Here is a 19,026-nt window from a genome sequence, read left to right as displayed (position 1 = left end):
CGCGGACCGGATCAGGCCGGGAATTCCGGGAACCAGAGGGCGATCTCCCGCTTGGCGGATTCCGGCGAATCGGAGCCGTGCACCAGGTTGTACTGGGTTTCCAGGCCGAAGTCGCCACGGATGCTGCCGGGCACGGCCTTTTCCACCGGATCGGTGCCGCCGGCGATCTGACGGAAGGCCGCGATGGCGCGCGGACCCTCCAGAATGGCCGCCACGACCGGCCCGGAAGTGATGAACTCGATCAGCGAGCCGAAGAACGGCTTCTCGGCGTGTTCGGCGTAGTGGGCCTTGGCCACCTCGTCCGACACGTTCTTCTGCTCGAGGGCAACGACCTTGAGGCCCTTGCGCTCGATCCGGGCGAGGATCTCGCCGGTCAAGCCGCGCGCAACGCCGTCCGGCTTGATGAGTACCAACGTCTGCTCAGTCACGGCGACAGCATAGTGGGCGCCGTCGAACGCTGTTCTCCCGCTGCCCGCATCTCCCGGGCAACCGTCCGGCTCACTCCGCGGAGCGCCGCATCCGCTGGCTCGGCAGCAACCCCGCCTCCATGCGGCGGCGCACGTCGTTGCGCAGGATCACGATGAATCCCCACACCACCGCGAACAGCACGCCGATGACGCCGATCGAGGGGTGGAAGAACACCCCGAGCAGCACCAGCACCTGCAACCCGAGGTTGAACCGCAACGCCCAGGGGCGGCCCTGCAGTCCGGCGCCCAGGATCATCACCAGGGCCAGCACCACGCAGTAGGTGCCCGAGACCCAGGTGACCCCGCCGCCGACGCTGCCCAGTACCGGCAGGGCCAGCAGCACCACGATGGCCTCGAGGATCAGGGTGCCCGCCATCACTCCGCGGAATCCCTTCCACGGATCGTTCGCGGGGGCGGGGACGGTTTCCTCGGCTTCAGTCACAGCCAACACCTTTACGCTGGGTTCTTTCCGAACAGGGAGCGGGCCGCGCCCGCGGTGACGACCGAACCGGTCACCACGACGCCCGCGCCGGAGACCATCTCCCCCGCCTCACCCGCTTCCTCGGCGAGCGCGATGGCGGTTTCCAGCGCGTCGGGCAGGGTGTCGGCGGTGACGACGCGTTCGTCGCCGAAACGCTGCACCGCGAGGTTGGCCAGGCTGTCGACGTCCAGGGCGCGCGGCGAGCCGTTGGTGGTGACGACGATCTCGTCGAACACCGGCTCCAATGCTTCCAGGATGCCGGCGGCGTCCTTGTCGGCCAGCACCGCCACGACGCCGATCAGCTTGCGGAAGTCGAATTCCGCGGTGAGGGTGGCCGCGAGCGCTTTCGCGCCGTGCGGGTTGTGCGCGGCGTCGATGAAGATGGTGGGCGCGCTGCGCATCCGTTCCATCCGGCCCGGACTGGCGACGCTCGCGAAGCCGGCGCGTACGGCCTCGAGGTCGAGCTGGCGGTCCTTGCCCGCCCCGAAGAACGCCTCGACCGCGGCGAGCGCGAGCACCGCGTTGCGGGCCTGGTGCTCGCCGTGCAGCGGCAGGAAGATCTCGTCGTAGACGCCGCCCAGGCCCTGTAATTCGAGTTGCTGGCCGCCGACGGCGATCTGGCGGGCCAGCACCCGGAACTCCGCGCCCTCGCGGGCGACGGCCGCGTCCACCTCGACCGCCCGGCGCAGCAGCACCTCCATCGCCTCGGGCTCCTGCTCGGCGATCACGGCGACGGTGTCGCGCGGGACCAGCAGGTCGTCCGGCGTGCGCTTGATGATGCCCGCCTTCTCCCCCGCGATGCTGGTGAGATCCGGGCCCAGGTAATCGGTGTGGTCCAGCCCGATCGGGGTGATCACGGCGACCTGACCGTCGATGACGTTGGTGGCGTCCCAGGTCCCGCCGAGGCCGGTCTCGACCACGGCGACGTCGACGGGCGCCTCGGCGAAGGCCGCGAACGCCATGCCGGTGAGCACCTCGAACTTGCTCATCTGCGGGCCGCCGGCGTCGGCGGACCGCTTGTCGATCATCTCGATGTAGGGCTGCAACTCCCGGAAGACCTCGACATACTTGCCCGGGGTGATCGGCTGGTCGTCGATGCTGATCCGCTCGGTCGCCAGCTGCAGGTGCGGGCTGACGACGCGGCCGGTGCGCCGGTGCAGCGCGGTGAGCAGGGCGTCGATCATCCGGGTCACCGAGGTCTTGCCGTTGGTGCCGGCGATGTGGATGGCCGGGTAGCTCTGCTGCGGCGAACCCAGCAGATCCATCAGGGTGGCGATGCGGGTGAGCGAGGGCTCGATCTTGGTTTCCGGCCAGCGCCGGTCGAGTTCGGCTTCCACCAGCGCCATTTCGGCCAGGTCCACCGGGGACGGGCCGGAGCTCAGTTCCGCCGCGGCGAACTGGCGCTCGGGTTCCGGGTTGTCGTCGTAGTCCAGGTCTTCCCCGTCGCTCACTTGCCCTCCAACTCGGTCAGGCGGGCCTTGATCCGGTCGACTTCGGCGCCGGCGACATCGCGCCGGCCCTTGATCTTGTCGACGACGTTCTCCGGCGCCTTGGCCAGGAAGGCCTCGTTGCCGAGCTTCGCGGTGGTCTGCGCCAGCTCCTTCTCGGCCGCGGCGAGATCCTTCTCCAGGCGCCGGCGTTCGGCGTCGAGATCGATGGAACCGGAGGTGTCGAGTTCGACGGTGACGGTGCCGGTGCTCAGGCGCACCTCCAGCGACGCGGTGGCCGCGAAATCGGCGCCCGGTTCGGTGAGGCGGGCCAGGTTCGCCACCGCGGCCTGCTGCGCGACGAGGTCCGCGCCGTCCAGGCCGAGCAGCTTGGCGGCCACCTTCTGCTTGTCGGCCAGGCCCTGATCGCTGCGGAAGCGGCGGATCTCGGTGATCAGGCGCTGGGTGTCGGCGATCCGGCGATCGGAGACCGCGTCGGCGGGCACACCGGAGACCGTGGGCCAGGACGCGATCACGATGGACTCGCCGCCGGTCAGCGCCTGCCACAGGGATTCGGTGACGAACGGGATCGCCGGATGCAGCAGGCGCAGCACCGAGTCGAGCACGTTGCCGAGCACGATGCGGGTGCCGGCCGCCCGTTCCTCGGACTCGGTGAACTGCACCTTGGCCAATTCCAGGTACCAGTCGCACATTTCGTCCCACGTGAAGTGGTACAAGCCCTCGAACGCCTTGTTGAACTCGTAGCGGTCCAGCGTCGCGTCCGTGTCGGCGATCACCTCGTCCAGGCGGTCCAGGATCCAGCGATCGGCGTCGGTGAGCATCTCGCGCGCGGGCAGCTCGCCCGGTTCGGCGCCGTTCATCAGCGCGAACTTGGTGGCGTTGAACAGCTTGGTGACGAAGCTGCGCGAGGCCGTCACGTGCGGGGTGCCGACCGAGAGGTCGCCGCCGGGCTGCGCGCCGCGCGCCAGGGTGAACCGGGTCGCGTCCGCGCCGTATTCGGTGATCCAGTCCAGCGGGTCGATGCCGTTGCCGCGCGACTTGGACATCTTCTTGCCGTGCTGATCGCGGATCAGGCCGTGCAGGAACACATCCTGGAACGGCACCTGCTTGTCCGTCTTTCCCGCGGCCAGCGCCGGGTCGTCGGTGACGAACATGCCGAACATCATCATCCGCGCCACCCAGAAGAACAGAATGTCGTAGCCGGTGACGAGCACGCTGGTGGGATAGAACTTGGCCAGCTCCGGGGTGGCGTCGGGCCAGCCCATGGTGGAGAACGGCCACAGGCCCGAGGAGAACCAGGTGTCGAGCACGTCCGGGTCCTGCACGTAGCCCTCGGGCGCCTGCTCGTCCGGGCCGACGCAGACGATCTCGCCCTCGGGGCCGTACCAGATCGGGATGCGGTGGCCCCACCACAGCTGCCGCGAGATGCACCAGTCGTGCATGTTGTCGACCCATTCGAACCAGCGCGGTTCCTGGCTGGCCGGGTGGATCTTGACGTCGCCGTTGCGCACGGCGTCGCCGGCGGCCTTGGCGAGGGTTTCCACCTTCACCCACCACTGCATGGACAGGCGCGGCTCGATCGGCTCGCCGGAGCGCTCGGAGTGGCCGACGCTGTGCGTGTACGGGTACTTGCGGGCGACGACGCGCCCCTCGGCTTCCAGCCGCAGGCGGATCTTCTCGCGCGCCTCGAAGCGGTCCATGCCGTCGAATTCGGTTCCGGTCCCGGCGATCTTGCCGGTCTCGTCCATGATCGTCGGCATGGGCAGGTTGTGGCGCAGGCCGAGCTCGAAGTCGTTGGGGTCGTGCGCGGGCGTGATCTTGACCGCACCCGAGCCGAATTCGGGATCGACGTAGTCGTCGGCCACGATCACGATCTGGCGGCCGGTGATCGGGTGGTACATGGTGCTGCCGACGAGGCTCCGGTAGCGCTCGTCGTCGGGGTGCACCGCGACCGCGGTGTCACCGAGCATGGTCTCCACCCGGGTGGTGGCCACGATCACATGCGGCTCGGCGTCGTCGAGCGAGCCGTAGCGCAGCGAGACGAGCTCGCCGTCGACGTCCTTGTAGTCCACCTCGAGGTCGGAGATGCCGGTCTTCAGCACCGGCGACCAGTTCACCAGGCGTTCCGCGCGGTAGATCAGGCCCGCGTCGTAGAGGCGCTTGAAGATGGTCTGCACGGCCCGCGAGAGGCCCTCGTCCATGGTGAAGCGGTCCCGGCTCCAGTCCACGCCGTCGCCGAGGTGGCGCATCTGGCCCTGGATCTGGCCGCCGGATTCGCGCTTCCAGTCCCAGACCTTGTCGATGAACAGCTCGCGGCCGAAATCTTCCTTCGTCTTGCCGTCGACCGCGAGCTGCTTCTCCACCACGGTCTGGGTGGCGATGCCCGCGTGGTCCATGCCCGGCAGCCACAGCACCTCGTAGCCCTGCATGCGCTTGCGGCGCGAGAGGGTGTCCATCAGCGTGTGGTCCAGGGCGTGGCCCATGTGCAGGCTGCCGGTGACGTTGGGCGGCGGCAGCACGATGGAGTAGGGCGGCTTCTCGCTGGACGGGTCGGCGGCGAAATATCCAGCGGCTACCCAGCGCTCGTACATCGCACTCTCTACCTGGCTGGGGTCCCAGCTCTTGGGCAGGGCGTCGGCACGATTCGGCTTATCAGAGGCTGCGCTGGTCACCCCGGCATTCTAGTTGTCGGCGCGGGGCCGATCGCCCGCGCCCCGAACGGGGGAAATACGGAAGGCGAAGTCTTCGGTGGATGAGGGACACCGAAGACTTCGCCTCCACAGCCGAGCTTACCGGCGATCCGAGGTCCGGCCGCGAATCCATAAGCAATTCTCAGCTTCTCGCGCCGACCGATAGCCGGGTGTGCCCGTCGACCAGCGCGTCGTTCAGCACCACCCGTCCGGCGCTCACCAGCGTGAGTCACCACATGGTGCGATCTCGGCAACAATAGTTGCCAAATGCGGGAAGCCGAGGTGCACTGGAGAGATGCAGAACGAACCAGGCATCGCGGGCGCCCTGGCCGGCATCGGCCCCCGGCTCAAGGCGCTGCGCACCCACCGTGACATCACCCTGACCGCGCTGGCCGAGACCACCGGCATCTCCAAGAGCACCCTGTCCCGCCTGGAGTCCGGGCAGCGCAAGGCCAGCCTCGAACTGCTGCTGCCGGTCGCGATGGCGTTGCAGGTGCCCCTCGACGAACTGGTGGCCGCGCCCAAGATCGCGGACCCGCGCGTGCACCCAACCGCTCGCAAGGTCAACGGCACCACGGTGCTCCCGCTGACCCGCCAGCCCGGGCCGTTGCAGGCCTACAAGATGATCATTCCGCCGGATCGCAGCGAGCCCGATCCGCGGGTGCACGAGGGCTACGAGTGGCTCTATGTGCTGTCCGGGCGGTTGCGGCTCATCCTGGCCGAGCACGACCTGATCCTCGGGCCCGGCGAAACCGCGGAATTCGATACCCGTCAACCGCATTGGTTCGGCAGCACCGGCGGCGCACCGGTGGAATTGCTCAGCCTGTTCGGCAGTCAGGGCGAGCGCATGCACGTGCGGGCCCGGCCGAAGAGTCGGCAGCAATCGTGATGCCCTCCACAAATTCGGGCAAAACCGGCAGGTCGGACGGGTAAAACCCCGGTGACCACCCGAAATCAGGTGCAAGTTCAGGGTTTTCCCGGTTGCCGAACCGTGGCGCTCTGGTGAACGCTAGGAGGGGTGAACCCCCCGCTCGACGCCCTACCGGTGCATTCGCCGGAGCCGCATTTCCCGGATCCCCGGTATCGCACGGCCTCCGCGCACACCGTGGCGCCCGACGCGATCCATGATCTCCGCGGCGCCACCATCGGCGAATTGCGTTACCCCGCAACCTCGGCGCTGATCTTCGCGGGCGTGCCGGGCGCGGGCAAGAGCACCGCGCTACGCATGTTCTTCGGCGCCACCGCCGAGCTGGAGACGCCGCCGCGGGGCCCGGCCGGATCCATCGTGATCGATTCCCAGCACACCCGGAATCGGTTGCGGCACAAGCTCGGCTGGCTGCCCTACCCGCTGTGGCGGCCGGTGGTGCACGTGGCCCACTACGCCGGGATCCGGGCGGCGCTGCGCGATGCGCGCGGGCCTGTCGTCATCCACGACTGCGCCACCTTCGGCTGGGCGCGCCGCCTGATCGCCCGCTGGTCGGCGGTCTACGGCCGCGAACTGCACCTGGTCATGCTCGACGTGCCGCCGACCGTCGCCCGCGCCGGGCAGTACGCCCGCGGCCGCCGCTCCAACGGGTTCTTCTTCTCGCTGCACTGCCGCCGCTGGCAGCGGATGATGGTGCGCCTGGCAGGTGAGAAGCCGCGCGCGCCGGTGCGTTCCGCGTCGGTGGTGCTCGCCGACCGGACCACGGTCAACCGGATGCACCGCGTGACTTTCGAAGCTGCCTGACGACGAGGCTCGCCAGGCGGCATCCCCCGACGCGGCTCGCCGCCGTGCACAGTCATCGGCGTCCAGCGTGGCGACGACCTCGACGTCGCCGCCCAGGCACGACCGCTCAGGGCACCAGCACCGTGAGCGCCCCGGGAACCGCACGCAACGTGACCGGGAGGCTCCCCGCGGGCTCGCCGTCCGCCGTGGCCGGCGCGCCCTCCGCGTCCAGTGTGACCGCCGCGACCCGGTATTGGACGGTCGCCGGATGGTCGATCCGCTTGCCCGCCGACAGCGCCGGGAGCAGCTTGAGCATCTCCAGCCGGGAGACCGCGCGGACCACGGTGATGTCGAGCAGGCCGTCGTCCGGTTCCGCGTCGGGGCAGATCAGCATGCCGCCGCCATAGGTGCGGGTATTGCCGATGGCGACCATGACGGCCTCGGTCTCGACGACGGTGTCGCCCGCCGGATTGTCCAGCGCGCCGGGGGCGACGCCGGTCAGCTCGATCCGGTACGGCACCGCGAGGCCGCCGGCCAGCTCGGCCAGCGCCGCGAAGCTGTAGCGGGAGGGGCCCTTGGGCCAGCGCATCCGGTTGGCGCGCAGCGTTACTCGCGCGTCGAACCCGGTGCCGGTGATGGTGGCGAACCACATCGGCGCGGCGCCCGCGGCTTCGATGCGCCCGAGATCCAGCACCCGGGTCCGCCCTGCCACGGCCAGATCCGCGGCGGCCCGGGGGTCGTCGGTGGGTACGCCGAGCGCCCGGGCGAGGTCGTTGCCGGTGCCGCTGGGGATCAGGCCGAGCGGGACGCCGGTCTGCGCGACGGCCGCCAGCATCACGTTCATCAGCCCGTCGCCGCCGACGCAGATCACCGCGTCGGGGCGGTCCGCGGCGGCGAGCGAATCCCGCACCAGCCGAACCGATTCCGCCGCCGAGGGCGCGCGGATCTCGGTGACCTCGACGCCGCGTTCGGCGAGCCGCGCGATGGCCGCGGCCGCGACATCGTGGCCCTTGCCGAGACCGGAGAGCCGGTTGGTGACGACGAGGGCGGAGGAGAGAGGTGACGCCGATGTCATCAGATCAGTTTTCCAGGGTTCAGGATGCCCGCGGGATCCAATTCCTGTTTCACCGCGCGCAGGACACGCACGCCCAGGTCGCCGACTTCGCTCGGGATCCACTGCCGGTGGTCGGTGCCGACCGCGTGATGATGGGTGATGGTGCCGCCGGCGGCCATGATCGCGTCACCCACCGCCTGTTTCGCGATGCCCCACTGCGCGATCGGGTCGTCGAGTTGCTTGGCCACGACGGTGAAATACAGCGAGGCCCCGGTCGGGTAGGTGTGCGAGATGTGGCACATCACCAGCGCCGGGGTGCCCTGCGCGGTGAGCGAATCCGTCAGTGCCGCAGTCACCTTCGCCTTGAGCCCGGCCAGGTTGGACCAGGTGGTCGCGGTCTCCAGGGTTTCGCACAGCACGCCGACGTCGAGCAGCGCGTCCCGCAGGTAGGGGGCCTGGAAGCGGCCGTGCTCCCACTGCTGGGCGGGGGGCTCGCCGAGCGCGGTGCCGCCCGCGGCGCTGAGCAGCGCGGAGGCTTCCGCGGAGCGGGCGGCGACGTGCGCCGCCGTGCCCTCGAAGGTCGTGATCGCCAGGCAGCCGGTGACGGCTTGGCCGCCGATGTCGCCGGAGCGGGCGAGGTTCAGGCCGGTCTCGGCCTCGTCGGACAGGCGCAGCACCGTCGGCGCGGCGCCGGCCTGCACGACCGTGCGCAGCGCGGCGGCGCCGGTGGCGAAGTCGGGGAACGACCAGGCCTGGTAGGCAATGGTTTCCGGCTTCGGGTGCACGCGCAGCATGACCTCGGTGATGACGCCGAGCGTGCCTTCGGAGCCGACGAACAGCTCGCGCAGGTCCGGCCCGGCCGCCGAGGCGGGGGCGCGGCCCAGCGTCAACGTCCCCATGGGCGTAGCGACTTTCAGGCGCTGGACCATATCGTCGAAGCGGCCGTAGCCGGCGGACGCCTGCCCGGAGGACCGGGTGGCGGCGAACCCGCCGATGCTGGCGAACTCGAAACTCTGCGGGAAGTGACCGAGCGAAAGTCCATGTGCGGCGAGCGATTCCTCCGCCTGCGGGCCGGTGAGGCCGGCGCCGAGGGTGGCCGTGCCGCTCACCGGATCGATCTCGGAGACCGCGGTCAGGCGGCGCAGATCCAGCGCGATCAGGGTGGCGAAGCGGCCGCGGACCGGGTCGACGCCGCCGACCACGCTGGTGCCGCCGCCGAAGGGCACCACCGCCATCTCGTGGGTGGCGCAGTATTCCAGCACCGCGAGCACCTGCGCGTGGTCGGCGGGAAAGACGATCGCGTCGGGGGCGTCCTGCGGGCCGTCGGCCCGGCGGCGGAGCAGATCCGGGGTGCTCTTGCCACCCGCGCGCAGCAGACGATCATGATGGTCGGTGGAGACGTTGGCCGCACCGACCACCGCGGCCAGCCCGCTCCGCTGGGCCGGCGTCAGCGCTGTCTCGCGGAGGGGGACCTCGCCCTCGGCGCGCCGCGCCACCGGATCACCGGAAACCCCGAAGACCTGGGCGAGCAGCCCCCGGATCTGCGCGGACAGTGGCTGCTGCCCGGCCGGGACGCCCCAGGCGTCCCAGACCATATCCGCCGCTCGCGGCGTGCCGCCCGGGTGCAGGACGGACTCGGATTCCGCTTCGGTGCGCTGCGTATCGACCATGCGTTACAGTTTGACATAGAGTGTCAAGCAGTAACGAGGAGACACATGTCCGAGCCCGTCACCGAACCCGAGCTGTCCGCCATCGACCTCGCGATCTTCGAGGCGGCCCGCGCCTGCGTCGAGGAGTTCGGCGTCCGCCGCACCACCCTCACCGAGGTGGCGCGCCGCGCCGGGGTCAGCCGGCCCACCGTCTACCGGCGCTGGCCCGACACCGGCGCGCTGGTCGCCGAGCTCCTGGTGCGCGAACTGCGCACGATCCTCGCCGCCACCATGCCCACCGCCGGGTCCGGCCGGGCCCGGCTGGTCGAGGGCATCGTCGCGGGCGCCGCGCAGATCCGCGCGAACCCGCTGTTCGGCAAGATCTTCCGCACCGACACCGACCTCATGCTCACCTACGTCTTCGGCCGCCTGGGCCGCAACCAGCGCACCCTGATCGAGCTCTTCGCCAGCGGTATCCGGGACGGCCAGCAGGACGGCTCCATCCGCGCAGGCGCACCCGACCAACTCGCCACCATGCTGCTGCTGATCGCGCAGTCGGCGGTGCAGTCCGCGGGGACGGTCGAACCACTGCTGGGCGGGGCGGCCCTGGACGGCGAACTGGCCGCCGCGATCGATGGTTACCTCCGTCCCGGGGCGGTGCCGGGATGAGGGACGGCCCAGGAGCGCCGCGGATCGACACATCATTCACCACCGGAAAGGCACTGCGATGACTGGTAATTCGGTTGCGAACTCCGCGTTGAACGCTCCGCGACGGGAGCGCGAGCTGCGCGAACTCGGCGACGCTGGTGAGATCGATCTGCTGGTCATCGGCGGCGGGGTCACCGGAGCCGGGGCCGCGCTGGACGCGGCGGCTCGCGGCTTGCGGACCGTGCTGGTGGAGCGCCACGATCTGGCGTTCGGAACCAGCCGGTGGAGTTCGAAGCTGGTGCACGGCGGGTTGCGGTATCTGGCGAGCGGGCAGGTCGGGATCGCGCACGAGAGCGCCGTCGAGCGCGGCATCCTGCTGCGCACCACCGCCCCGCATCTGGTGCGCCCGCTGCCGCAGGTGGTGCCGCTGCTTCCGGGCATCGGCGGCGCGCAGCGCGCTTTGATCCGCGCCGGGTTCGTGGCCGGAGATGTGTTGCGGCGCAGCGCCGGAACGCCGCCCGCGCTGCTCCCCCGCTCCCGGCGCGTCGCGGCCGCCGAGACGCTGCGGCTCGCGCCGACCGTGCGCCGGGAGGGCTTGCGAGGCGGGCTACAAGCCTGGGACGGGCAGCTCGTGGACGACGCACGCCTGGTGGTCGCGCTGGCGCGTACCGCGGCGGCCGCGGGCGCGAGCGTGCTGACCCGGGTGGAAGCCCTGGATGTCACCGGCGAGGGCGCCACTCTGCGCGACACCCTCACCGGGGAGACGCTGCGGGTACGCGCCCGCGCGGTGCTCAACGCCACCGGCGTGTGGGCCGACCAGGTCGATCCGAGCATCGAGCTGCGGCCCAGTCGCGGCACGCACCTGGTTTTCGACGCCGCCGCTTTCGGCGGGCTCAGCGCCTCGCTGACGGTGCCGGTGCCCGGGTCCACCAGCCGTTTCGTCTTCGCCTTCCCCGCCGCGCACGGCCGGGTCTACCTCGGCCTGACCGACGAGGACGCGCCCGGCCCGGTGCCCGACGAACCGAAACCCACCGACTCCGAGATCGACTTCCTGCTCGGCACCATCAATACCGCACTGCGTGAACCGCTGACCCGCAACGACATTCGCGGCTCCTACGCCGGCCTGCGCCCGCTGCTGAAGACCGGCGACGGCAGCACCGCCGACATTTCCCGGCAGCACGCGGTGCTGCACTCCCCCAACGGCGTCGTCACCATCGTCGGCGGCAAACTCACCACCTACCGCCAGATGGCCGAGGACGCCGTCGACGCCGCGATCACCGCGGGCCACCTCACCGCCGCACCGTGCCGCACCAAACGGCTGCCCCTGGTCGGCGCGGTATCCGGTGCGGCGCGCGACCGGATCGCCGCACCGCAACCACTGGTCGAGCGGTACGGCAGTGAGGCGCCCGAGGTACTCGCCGCCGGCAACCACCTGCCGGTCGCCCCCGGGATCGACGTGACCACAGCCGAATTCACCTTCGCGGTGACCCACGAGGGCGCACTGACCCCGGACGACCTGCTCGACCGCCGCACCCGCATCGGCTTGGTCCCGGAAGACCGCGCCGCCGCCCTACCGGCCGCCTCCTCCGCCTGCCTCACCACCTTGCACTGATCGGGCGGCGATCGGAGGACGGTCGTCGCCCCGGGCAGCTAGGCACGGCACCTACGCGCGCGGCCTGCCCGCCACATCGTGCGCTGGCGCGTAACCCTTTTCCAGCCAGCCGAGAGTCCAATCGGCCAACTCGTCGCGGCGCACACATGCTCGCGGCCTGCATGCGCTCGCCGCATCACCCCACTCCGATCAGCCGAAGCCGGTCGGCGCGCATACAGGCACACGGCCAGCGGCCAGGCCGCTAGCGGATTCGGCCGCGCCCAGCTCGACCAGTTCCGCGTAGCGGATCACGCGCGGGAGGCACTTCGAGCCGGGGTCTCGCCGGTCGAACCCTCCTCCGGTCAGCCGAAGACCCAGTCCGCCAATTCGGCGCGCATGCAGGCGCGCGGCCAGCGGTCGAGGCCGTGGGCGGATTCGGCGGCGCGCAGTTCGCGCAGACCCGGAGTTTCCTCAGCGAGGGTCAGGTACCGGAAGCCGAGGCGCTCGTAGTAGGGGCCGTTCCAGGGCACCTCGGTGAAGGTGGTCAAGGTGATCGCCTGGAGGCCACGGGTTTTCGACCAGTGGACGGCGTGATCGATCAGGCCCTTGCCGAGGCGCTGGCCGAGGAATTCCGGATCGACCGAAACCTGATCGATGTGGGCGTTGCCGTCGACCAAACCCAGGACCAGATAACCGATCGGGCGATCCTCCGCGTTCGGGTGCACCCAGGCGCGACCGGCCTGCTGGAATTCCCGCAGCGTGGACAGGGCGGGTGGGTCGTCGTCGGCGACCGCCTGCATTCCGATGTCCGCGAACGGTTTTCCGGCCGCCCGCTCGATCTCCTGGAGTACCGGCAGGTCGGCTTCGGTCGCCGACCGGATGTTCCGCATGACCGATCCTGGCACGGAATCACCCTGCGGGCGTAGCGAGTATTCCGTTGATCAGCACGCGCTGCGCCCAGGACTCCCGCGCGTCGCCGCCGGTGAGCATGTGCTCGCGCAGGCCCACGATCATCGGATAGCGCTCCGCGGGTAGCTCGTCGAATTTCTGCTGCGCGGCGGCGAGGGTGCTCTCCTCGGTGCCGCCCTTGACGTTGTAGGCGCTCTGCTCGGCGGCCTGCGCGGTGATGTAGAGGTAGAGCAGATCGACGGCCCACGAGTTGGTCCGGGCGTCGAGCCCGCCCTCGGCGAGCAGCCCGAGCATGCGCTCGATGAGGACCAGCGCGTTGGGGCTGGTCGGGATCGATCCGAGCGCCACCAGCGCGAGTCCCTCGTGCCGGCTCATCACGGCGATGGCGGAATGGATCAGCGCGTCCAGCCGCTCGCGCCAATCGCCGTCCTCGGGCTCGGGCACGGTGGCGAGCACGTCATCCAGCATGGCCGCCATCAGGTCGTCGCGGTTGGCGACGTAGACGTAGAGCGAGGCCGCGCCGGTGTCGAGATCCTGGGCGACACGGCGCATGGTGAGCGCGCCGAGGCCCTCACGGTCGAGGATGCGCAGCCCGGTCTCGACGATGACCTCGCGACTGAGCGGCGCTTTCGCCGGACGGGCGCGGCGGCTGACGGGTGCACTCATGAGACCGAGCATACGCGCCGACGAACAGCGTTTGATACGAACAGTGTTCGTGTCGGAGGGGCCGGGCGGCGCGAGCCATGCGCGCGGCTGGGCAACCGCTCGCACCTGAGCATTCCCAGCGCGGACAGCGCGCAATCATTCGCGCAGATTTCCCCCGCATGGCTACTGAAGATCAGCCGATTTCGCCGCATGGCTGCTGGAGATCAGCGGCGTCCTTCCCAGGCGCCTCGCGGCCGATGCCCAGCCCCCTTGCCGATTCGAGCACCGGTCTCCCGGCAGTGCCGTGCGCGCAATGGGTTCCGGAACACCGCGATGTCTTCGCCGCGCGCGGATGATTCTCATCACCGCAGGCCGCACCGGATCCTCGACCGAGTGCGGCGGCGCTGTCGCCGAATTCGCACCGCACGCGGCGGTCCGGCGGTTCCCCGGGCGCGTCCGCGCATCCGCTCACAGGCCGGACCGCACCCATTCCGACGCCCTATGCTGGACGCCGGTATGAGCGTGCGTGGCCACCGAATCCGCCGCTCGTGCCGCGGTGCGCCGACGCGGCGCGGGCAGGTGCTGGAAGGAGGCGAGGGGTGGTCAAGAACCCGTCGACCGTAGGAATCGCACCGGGCGAAGGTCTGATCGCACGCTTCGGCGAGGTCGTGATCTACCTGGGTGGCGAAACCGCCGCAACCGACCGGATTCTCGGCGCGATCGAGGCCGTCGCCGCGGGCGACCACCCCGGTGCGGCGATCGTGCAGCGGCTGGCGGCCGTCATCTTCGTCGGCGGCTCGGAGCCGCCGCCGTTCGGCCTGGTCGCCCCCACCTCCGACGGCACCGTGATCCTGCTGCGCGGCCCGCTCATCGCCGAAATCCAAGGGGCGGAAGGCACCCGGCGACTATCCGGCGCCCGCGCCTTCACCTGGGTCGACGAGATCGTGCGCGAACCCATCCGCCGCATCAGCGTCAGCGGCAACATCGACATGCCCGTGCATCCCCGCTCGAACCTGGGCGACGGCATCGTCCCCGGCGGCGGTTTCGAATTCCGCATCGGCCTGCGCCGCGCCGGCAAACGCCCGGCCCAGCGCACCGCCCCGAAACCCCGAACCCCGGAACCGGCACAGACCATGCCCGCCGGATTCGACGCCCTGGACGCCTACGACGAACCCACCGTCCCCGACCGCACCGACGCCCCCCGCCGAAGCCGCGCAGCCCTCGACACCGGCCGCGCACCCTCGCCCGCGGAGGGCGGAAACCCCGGACAAGCACCGGATCCCGCCCTCGGCCGCACCACAGGCAACAACCGCAGTGCGAGCCCCGGCCACGCCTCGGATTCCGGTCGCAATCGGACCATCGGCACCGGCTCCGAACGCACACCGGACTCCGCTCCCTACCAAGTCGCCGCTTCCGCATCTGGCCGGACACCGGCCGGGGTCGGCGATTTCCCGGACCGGGTCGCGCAAGGCGAACGGCCGGACACCCGAGCCGCCGAACCTGCTCTCGCCGCCGACTCGGACGCACGCGGCGATCTGACCGAAACCTCGGGACCGCACGTATCACCAGCCACCTCGGCCGACCGCGCGGTGACTTCCAGCGCGAACCGAGCATCGATATCCCCGGGCGACCACGCGGCCGCTTCCAGTCCCGGCAGAGCACCGACATCCGCGGCCGAGCACGCGGCGACCTCGAGTCCCAGCCGTCCATCGGCGACCCCGGCCGAGGGCACACCCGGCACAGCACCTGCATCCAGCGCCGAGCAGACAGACACCCCGGGTCCCGGCCGATCCCCGGCCGACCGGCCTGTGCTCAGCAAGTCGTCGACCAGTCGCCGGAAGCCCGCGGATTCCGGTGGCGCGGAAACCCTCGGCTTCGACGCCGCGGACGACTCCGCCCGATCCCCGGCGACCGGTCTGGAGCGGGTCGAGAACCGGGCGCCCTCGGACCGCGCGGAAATCTCGGGCCCGGGGCGCGCACCCCGGCGTCCCGCGGATCTCGCCGCCGCCGACGGACCGACCGCCAAGTCCGAGGGTGGGCGGGCCGAGCCGGCGAGCACGGCCGCTATGCCGAAGGCCTGGTCGCAGGTGCCCGACTCGGATCCGGTTGTCCCGCAGCCGAATCCGCTGCCCGAGCCGCCGCGCCCACCGGCCGCGCCGCCCACCGGGCGTGGCTCCTCGACCGGTGCGCTGGTCTTCGGCGATTCCACCTATCCCCTGGACCGGCCCTATGTCCTGGGCCGCAGCCCGTCGGCCGACGATTCGGTGCGCACCCGGGCGGCGGCGCCGTTGCAGGTGCCGCGCGACCGGCACGTCTCGCGGGTGCACGCCTATGTGACTCCGGAGCGCGGCAAGGTCTTCGTGCGCGACGCCGGGACGCCCGCGGGCACGTTCATCGCCGCGCCGGGCGCCGAGCAGTGGACCCGCATCGGCGCGGCCGCGACCGAACTGCCGCCGGGCTGGAGTATCCGGATCGGCGAGCGCATCGTCACCTATCGCGCGGCCGAACGCCGTTCGGCGGTACCGAAGATCTTGCAGAAGCGCCGCTGACTGGGGTTGCTGGCGATAACTGGCCCGATGAGAGGACAATATCGACCATGCATCGCAGCGGTCCCGGACAGGACATCGACGAGTCGGCCCTGAGCGTGACGCCGCCGAAGCAGCGGGCGGCCGGCCTCACCGCCGTGGCCGTCTCGCTGAAGCGCTCGGTCGAGGAGATGGGCGTCCTCCGGACGGCCCGCACCCTGGCCCGGGTCAATCAGGTGCACGGGTTCGACTGCCCGGGGTGCGCCTGGCCGGAGCCGACGGGGCACCGCCGCCCCGCCGAGTTCTGTGAGAACGGCGCGAAGGCCGTTGCCGAGGAGGCGACGCTGCGCACGGTCACGCCCGAGTTCTTCGCCACCCATTCGATCGACGATCTGGAGAACAAGTCCGGCTACTGGCTGGGGCAGCAGGGCCGGATCACCCACCCGATGGTGCTGCGCCCCGGCGCCACGCACTACGAGCCGATCGACTGGGACGACGCCTACGGTCTGATCGCGACGGAGTTGCGCGCCTTGGCTTCTCCGGACGAGGCGATCTTCTACACCTCCGGCCGCACCGCCAACGAGACGGCGTTCCTGTACCAGCTGCTGGTCCGCAGTTTCGGCACCAACAATCTGCCGGATTGCTCGAACATGTGCCACGAGTCCTCGGGCGCGGCGCTGAACAGCTCGATCGGCATCGGCAAGGGTTCGGTGTCGATCGATGATTTCGGCAAGGCCGATCTGATCATCGTGGCGGGCCAGAATCCGGGCACCAATCACCCGCGCATGCTCAGCGCGCTGGCGGGCGCGAAAGCCAACGGCGCCAAGGTGATCGCGGTCAATCCGCTGCCCGAGACGGGCCTGCTCGGCTTCCGCGATCCGCAGACGGTGCGGGGCATGACGACCGGCGTCGCGATCGCCGACGATTTCCTGCAGATCCGGCTCGGCGGCGATCTCGCGCTGTTCCAGGGCCTGGCCCGGCTGCTGTTCGAGGCCGAGGATCGCGCGCCCGGCACGGTGCTGGACCGGGATTTCGTCGACGCCCACTGCGCCGGGTTCGACGACTACGAGCGGCACGCCCGCGCGGTCGATCTCGACGCCGTATTCGAGGCGACGGGGCTCACCCGGGCCGAACTCGACCGCACCGCAACACTGTTCGCCGGCGCCGAACGCATCATCATCTGCTGGGCGATGGGCCTGACCCAGCAGGTGCACGGTGTCGCCACCATCGAGGAGGCGACGAATCTGCTGCTGCTGCGCGGCATGATCGGCAAGCCCGGCGCGGGCGTGTGCCCCGTGCGCGGCCACTCCAACGTGCAGGGCGACCGCACCATGGGTATCTGGGAGAAGATGCCCGCCGCCTTCCTGGACGCGCTGGACCGCGAATTCGGCATCGCCAGTCCGCGCGCGCACGGCCTGGACACCGTCGATTCGATCCGCGCGATGCGCGCGGGCCGCGCCAAGGTGTTCTACGGCATGGGCGGCAACTTCGTCTCCGCCACCCCCGACACCGCGGTCACCGAGGCCGCGCTGCGCGGCTGCGGGCTCACCGTGCAGGTGTCGACGAAGCTCAACCGCAGCCACGTCGTGCACGGGCGCACCGCGCTGATCCTGCCCACCCTGGGCCGTACCGACGCCGATGTACAGTCCGGCGCGAAACAGCAGGTTTCGGTGGAGGATTCGATGTCGATGGTGCATCTGTCCACCGGGCGATTACACCCGGTCAGCGAGCACCTGCGCAGCGAGGTCGCGATCGTGTGCGAGCTGGCCCTGGCCTTGTTCGGCCCGGATCATCCGGTGCCCTGGGATCGCTACCGGCGCGACTACGACAAGATCCGCGACGCCATCGCCCGCGTGGTCCCCGGCTGCGCCGACTACAACCGCCGCGTCCGCGAGCGCAACGGCTTCGTGCTGCCGCACCCGCCCCGCGACGCCCGCGAATTCCGAACGGCCACAGGTAAAGCCAATTTCGCCGTGAGCCCGCTGCACTGGCTTCCGGTGCCGCCGGGCCGGCTGATCCTGCAGACGCTGCGCAGCCACGATCAGTACAACACCACCATCTACGGTCTCGACGACCGCTACCGCGGCGTGCACGGCGGCCGCCGCGTGATCCTGGTGCACGCCGACGACATCGCCGAATTCGGTTTCGCGGACGGCGATCTGGTGGACCTGATCTCGGAGTGGACCGACGGCTCCGAACGCCGGGTCACCGGCTTCCGCCTCGTCGCCTACCCGACCCCGCGCGGCAACGCCGCCGCCTACTATCCCGAGACCAACCCCTTGGTGCCGCTCGATCACGTTGCGGCCCGGTCGAATACGCCCGCCTCCAAGGCGGTGACGATCCGACTGGAGCCGCACGCGCACGTCGGTGCGCAATCGTGAGCCGGGTCACCGCCCGCCGTCCCACCCTGCGTATCACCGAGGCGGGCGCGATCAAGCGCCCGGACACGCTCGCCGTCGAGGAGCCGCTGGAGATCCGCCTGGACGGGCAATCGCTGACGGTCACCATGCGCACGCCCGGCGCCGACATCGATCTGGTGCACGGATTCCTGTTGAGCGAGAACATCATCGGCCACGCCGAAGACATCGTCAGCGCCCGGTACTGCGCGGGCACCGACGAGAACGGCCAGAACACCTACAACGTGCTCGACGTCCAGCTGCGCTCCCCCGCGAGGGTGCGCCCGCGCGGTTTCCTGACCACCGGCGCGTGCGGCCTGTGCGGCAAGACCGCGCTGGACGAGGTTCGGTCCCGGACCCGCTATCCGATTCCGGCCGACGGGCTCACCGTCGCCGCCGCGACCCTGGCGGCGATGCCGCGAACCCTGCGCGCCCGGCAGGCCGTCTTCGACGCCACCGGCGGCCTGCACGCGGCCGGACTGTTCACCGCCGACGGCACGCTGCTCGCGCTGCGCGAGGACATCGGCAGGCACAACGCCGTGGACAAGGTGCTGGGCTGGGCGCTGCGCGAAAATCGCGTTCCCGCACATGATCTCGTGCTGATCGTGAGCGGCCGCGCCTCGTTCGAACTGGTGCAGAAGGCGGTGCAGGCGGGTATTCCGCTGCTCGGCGCGGTCTCGGCGCCGAGTTCCCTGGCCGTCGACCTGGCGGCCGAGTCCGGTCTCACGCTGGCCGGGTTCCTGCGTGGCGAAACCATGAACATCTACTCGGGCGGGCAGCGCATCACCGGGACGGGGAGCTAGCGACAGCCGCCC

At 70.6% G+C, this 19,026-nt stretch carries 15 protein-coding genes; 7 read left to right on the top strand and 8 right to left on the bottom strand.

Annotated features, from left to right (window positions below):
• Positions 1-11: 11 nt before the first annotated feature.
• From ndk to AB0I43_RS10055, 4 genes are all read right to left on the bottom strand, one after another.
• A complete protein-coding gene (gene ndk / locus AB0I43_RS10070) occupies positions 12-428 on the bottom strand; it encodes a nucleoside-diphosphate kinase (RefSeq protein ID WP_356971060.1) in 417 nt (138 codons plus the stop codon).
• A 70-nt stretch (positions 429-498) separates the two neighbouring features.
• On the bottom strand, positions 499-843 hold the full coding sequence (locus AB0I43_RS10065; RefSeq protein WP_356971435.1) for a DUF4233 domain-containing protein: 345 nt from the start codon (positions 841-843) through the stop codon (positions 499-501).
• Between the two features lie 77 nt (positions 844-920).
• On the bottom strand, positions 921-2,294 hold the full coding sequence (locus tag AB0I43_RS10060; protein ID WP_357431969.1) for a folylpolyglutamate synthase/dihydrofolate synthase family protein: 1,374 nt from the start codon (positions 2,292-2,294) through the stop codon (positions 921-923).
• Between the two features lie 101 nt (positions 2,295-2,395).
• Complete coding sequence (locus AB0I43_RS10055) at positions 2,396-5,068, bottom strand: valine--tRNA ligase (protein WP_357431699.1); 2,673 nt, start codon at positions 5,066-5,068, stop codon at positions 2,396-2,398.
• Positions 5,069-5,381: 313 nt separating this feature from the next.
• On the opposite strand from AB0I43_RS10055, the gene AB0I43_RS10050 reads away from it, so the two are divergent.
• Complete coding sequence (locus AB0I43_RS10050; RefSeq protein WP_356971064.1) at positions 5,382-5,975, top strand: XRE family transcriptional regulator; 594 nt, start codon at positions 5,382-5,384, stop codon at positions 5,973-5,975.
• A gap of 129 nt (positions 5,976-6,104) precedes the next feature.
• The gene (locus AB0I43_RS10045) at positions 6,105-6,815 is read left to right on the top strand and encodes an AAA family ATPase (RefSeq protein WP_357431697.1); all 711 of its coding nucleotides are present in this window, start codon (positions 6,105-6,107) and stop codon (positions 6,813-6,815) included.
• A gap of 106 nt (positions 6,816-6,921) precedes the next feature.
• Here the strand turns inward: AB0I43_RS10045 and AB0I43_RS10040 are convergent, their stop codons facing one another.
• Together AB0I43_RS10040 and AB0I43_RS10035 are read right to left on the bottom strand one after the other, a co-directional pair.
• Positions 6,922-7,869 carry a YegS/Rv2252/BmrU family lipid kinase gene (locus AB0I43_RS10040; RefSeq protein ID WP_356971068.1) on the bottom strand — a complete coding sequence of 316 codons (948 nt, stop codon included), beginning with the start codon at positions 7,867-7,869 and terminating at the stop codon, positions 6,922-6,924.
• Positions 7,869-9,443 (bottom strand): FAD-binding oxidoreductase, encoded by a 1,575-nt coding sequence (locus tag AB0I43_RS10035; protein WP_357431967.1) that lies wholly within the window; start codon positions 9,441-9,443, stop codon positions 7,869-7,871. Before AB0I43_RS10035 ends, AB0I43_RS10040 begins: the two co-directional genes overlap by 1 nt.
• 120 nt (positions 9,444-9,563) lie before the next feature.
• Between AB0I43_RS10035 and AB0I43_RS10030 the strand changes: the two genes are divergently transcribed.
• Positions 9,564-10,166 (top strand): TetR/AcrR family transcriptional regulator, encoded by a 603-nt coding sequence (locus AB0I43_RS10030; RefSeq protein ID WP_357431695.1) that lies wholly within the window; start codon positions 9,564-9,566, stop codon positions 10,164-10,166.
• Positions 10,167-10,224: 58 nt separating this feature from the next.
• Entirely contained in the window at positions 10,225-11,757 is a 1,533-nt protein-coding gene (locus AB0I43_RS10025; RefSeq protein WP_357431693.1) for a glycerol-3-phosphate dehydrogenase/oxidase, read from the top strand.
• Between the two features lie 341 nt (positions 11,758-12,098).
• On the opposite strand, the gene AB0I43_RS10020 is transcribed toward AB0I43_RS10025, so the two are convergent.
• Together AB0I43_RS10020 and AB0I43_RS10015 are read right to left on the bottom strand one after the other, a co-directional pair.
• Positions 12,099-12,626, bottom strand: coding sequence for a GNAT family N-acetyltransferase (locus AB0I43_RS10020; RefSeq protein ID WP_357431691.1), 528 nt, complete (start codon positions 12,624-12,626; stop codon positions 12,099-12,101).
• 19 nt (positions 12,627-12,645) lie between these two features.
• Positions 12,646-13,311, bottom strand: coding sequence for a TetR/AcrR family transcriptional regulator (locus AB0I43_RS10015; RefSeq protein ID WP_357431689.1), 666 nt, complete (start codon positions 13,309-13,311; stop codon positions 12,646-12,648).
• A 578-nt stretch (positions 13,312-13,889) separates the two neighbouring features.
• On the opposite strand from AB0I43_RS10015, the gene AB0I43_RS10010 reads away from it, so the two are divergent.
• The 3 genes from AB0I43_RS10010 to fdhD are packed head-to-tail and all read left to right on the top strand — an operon-like array spanning position 13,890 to position 19,014.
• Positions 13,890-15,839, top strand: a complete 1,950-nt coding sequence (locus AB0I43_RS10010; protein WP_356971078.1) for an FHA domain-containing protein — start codon at positions 13,890-13,892, stop codon at positions 15,837-15,839.
• A 47-nt stretch (positions 15,840-15,886) separates the two neighbouring features.
• Positions 15,887-18,196: an FdhF/YdeP family oxidoreductase gene (locus AB0I43_RS10005; protein ID WP_356971080.1), complete on the top strand. Its 2,310-nt coding sequence runs from the start codon at positions 15,887-15,889 to the stop codon at positions 18,194-18,196.
• Positions 18,193-19,014 carry a formate dehydrogenase accessory sulfurtransferase FdhD gene (fdhD, locus tag AB0I43_RS10000; protein ID WP_356971082.1) on the top strand — a complete coding sequence of 274 codons (822 nt, stop codon included), beginning with the start codon at positions 18,193-18,195 and terminating at the stop codon, positions 19,012-19,014. Before AB0I43_RS10005 ends, fdhD begins: the two co-directional genes overlap by 4 nt.
• Positions 19,015-19,026 lie beyond the last annotated feature (12 nt).

The sequence above is a fragment of the Nocardia sp. NPDC050435 genome (genome assembly GCF_040655395.1).
In the GTDB taxonomy this organism is placed as follows: domain Bacteria; phylum Actinomycetota; class Actinomycetes; order Mycobacteriales; family Mycobacteriaceae; genus Nocardia.
The sequence above is the reverse complement of the archived record's forward strand: the minus strand, read 5'-3'. Positions and strand labels throughout refer to the sequence as shown.

Coding starts and splice junctions, on each gene's coding strand:
- AB0I43_RS10040 (WP_356971068.1), bottom strand. CDS start 7,869: ATGACATCGGCGTCACCTCTCTCCTCCGCCCTCGTCGTCACCAACCGG.
- AB0I43_RS10015 (WP_357431689.1), bottom strand. CDS start 13,311: ATGAGTGCACCCGTCAGCCGCCGCGCCCGTCCGGCGAAAGCGCCGCTC.
- AB0I43_RS10060 (WP_357431969.1), bottom strand. CDS start 2,294: ATGGCGCTGGTGGAAGCCGAACTCGACCGGCGCTGGCCGGAAACCAAG.
- AB0I43_RS10050 (WP_356971064.1), top strand. CDS start 5,382: ATGCAGAACGAACCAGGCATCGCGGGCGCCCTGGCCGGCATCGGCCCC.
- AB0I43_RS10035 (WP_357431967.1), bottom strand. CDS start 9,443: ATGGTCTGGGACGCCTGGGGCGTCCCGGCCGGGCAGCAGCCACTGTCC.
- AB0I43_RS10025 (WP_357431693.1), top strand. CDS start 10,225: ATGACTGGTAATTCGGTTGCGAACTCCGCGTTGAACGCTCCGCGACGG.
- AB0I43_RS10020 (WP_357431691.1), bottom strand. CDS start 12,626: ATGCGGAACATCCGGTCGGCGACCGAAGCCGACCTGCCGGTACTCCAG.
- AB0I43_RS10030 (WP_357431695.1), top strand. CDS start 9,564: ATGTCCGAGCCCGTCACCGAACCCGAGCTGTCCGCCATCGACCTCGCG.
- AB0I43_RS10005 (WP_356971080.1), top strand. CDS start 15,887: ATGCATCGCAGCGGTCCCGGACAGGACATCGACGAGTCGGCCCTGAGC.
- AB0I43_RS10065 (WP_356971435.1), bottom strand. CDS start 843: ATGGCGGGCACCCTGATCCTCGAGGCCATCGTGGTGCTGCTGGCCCTG.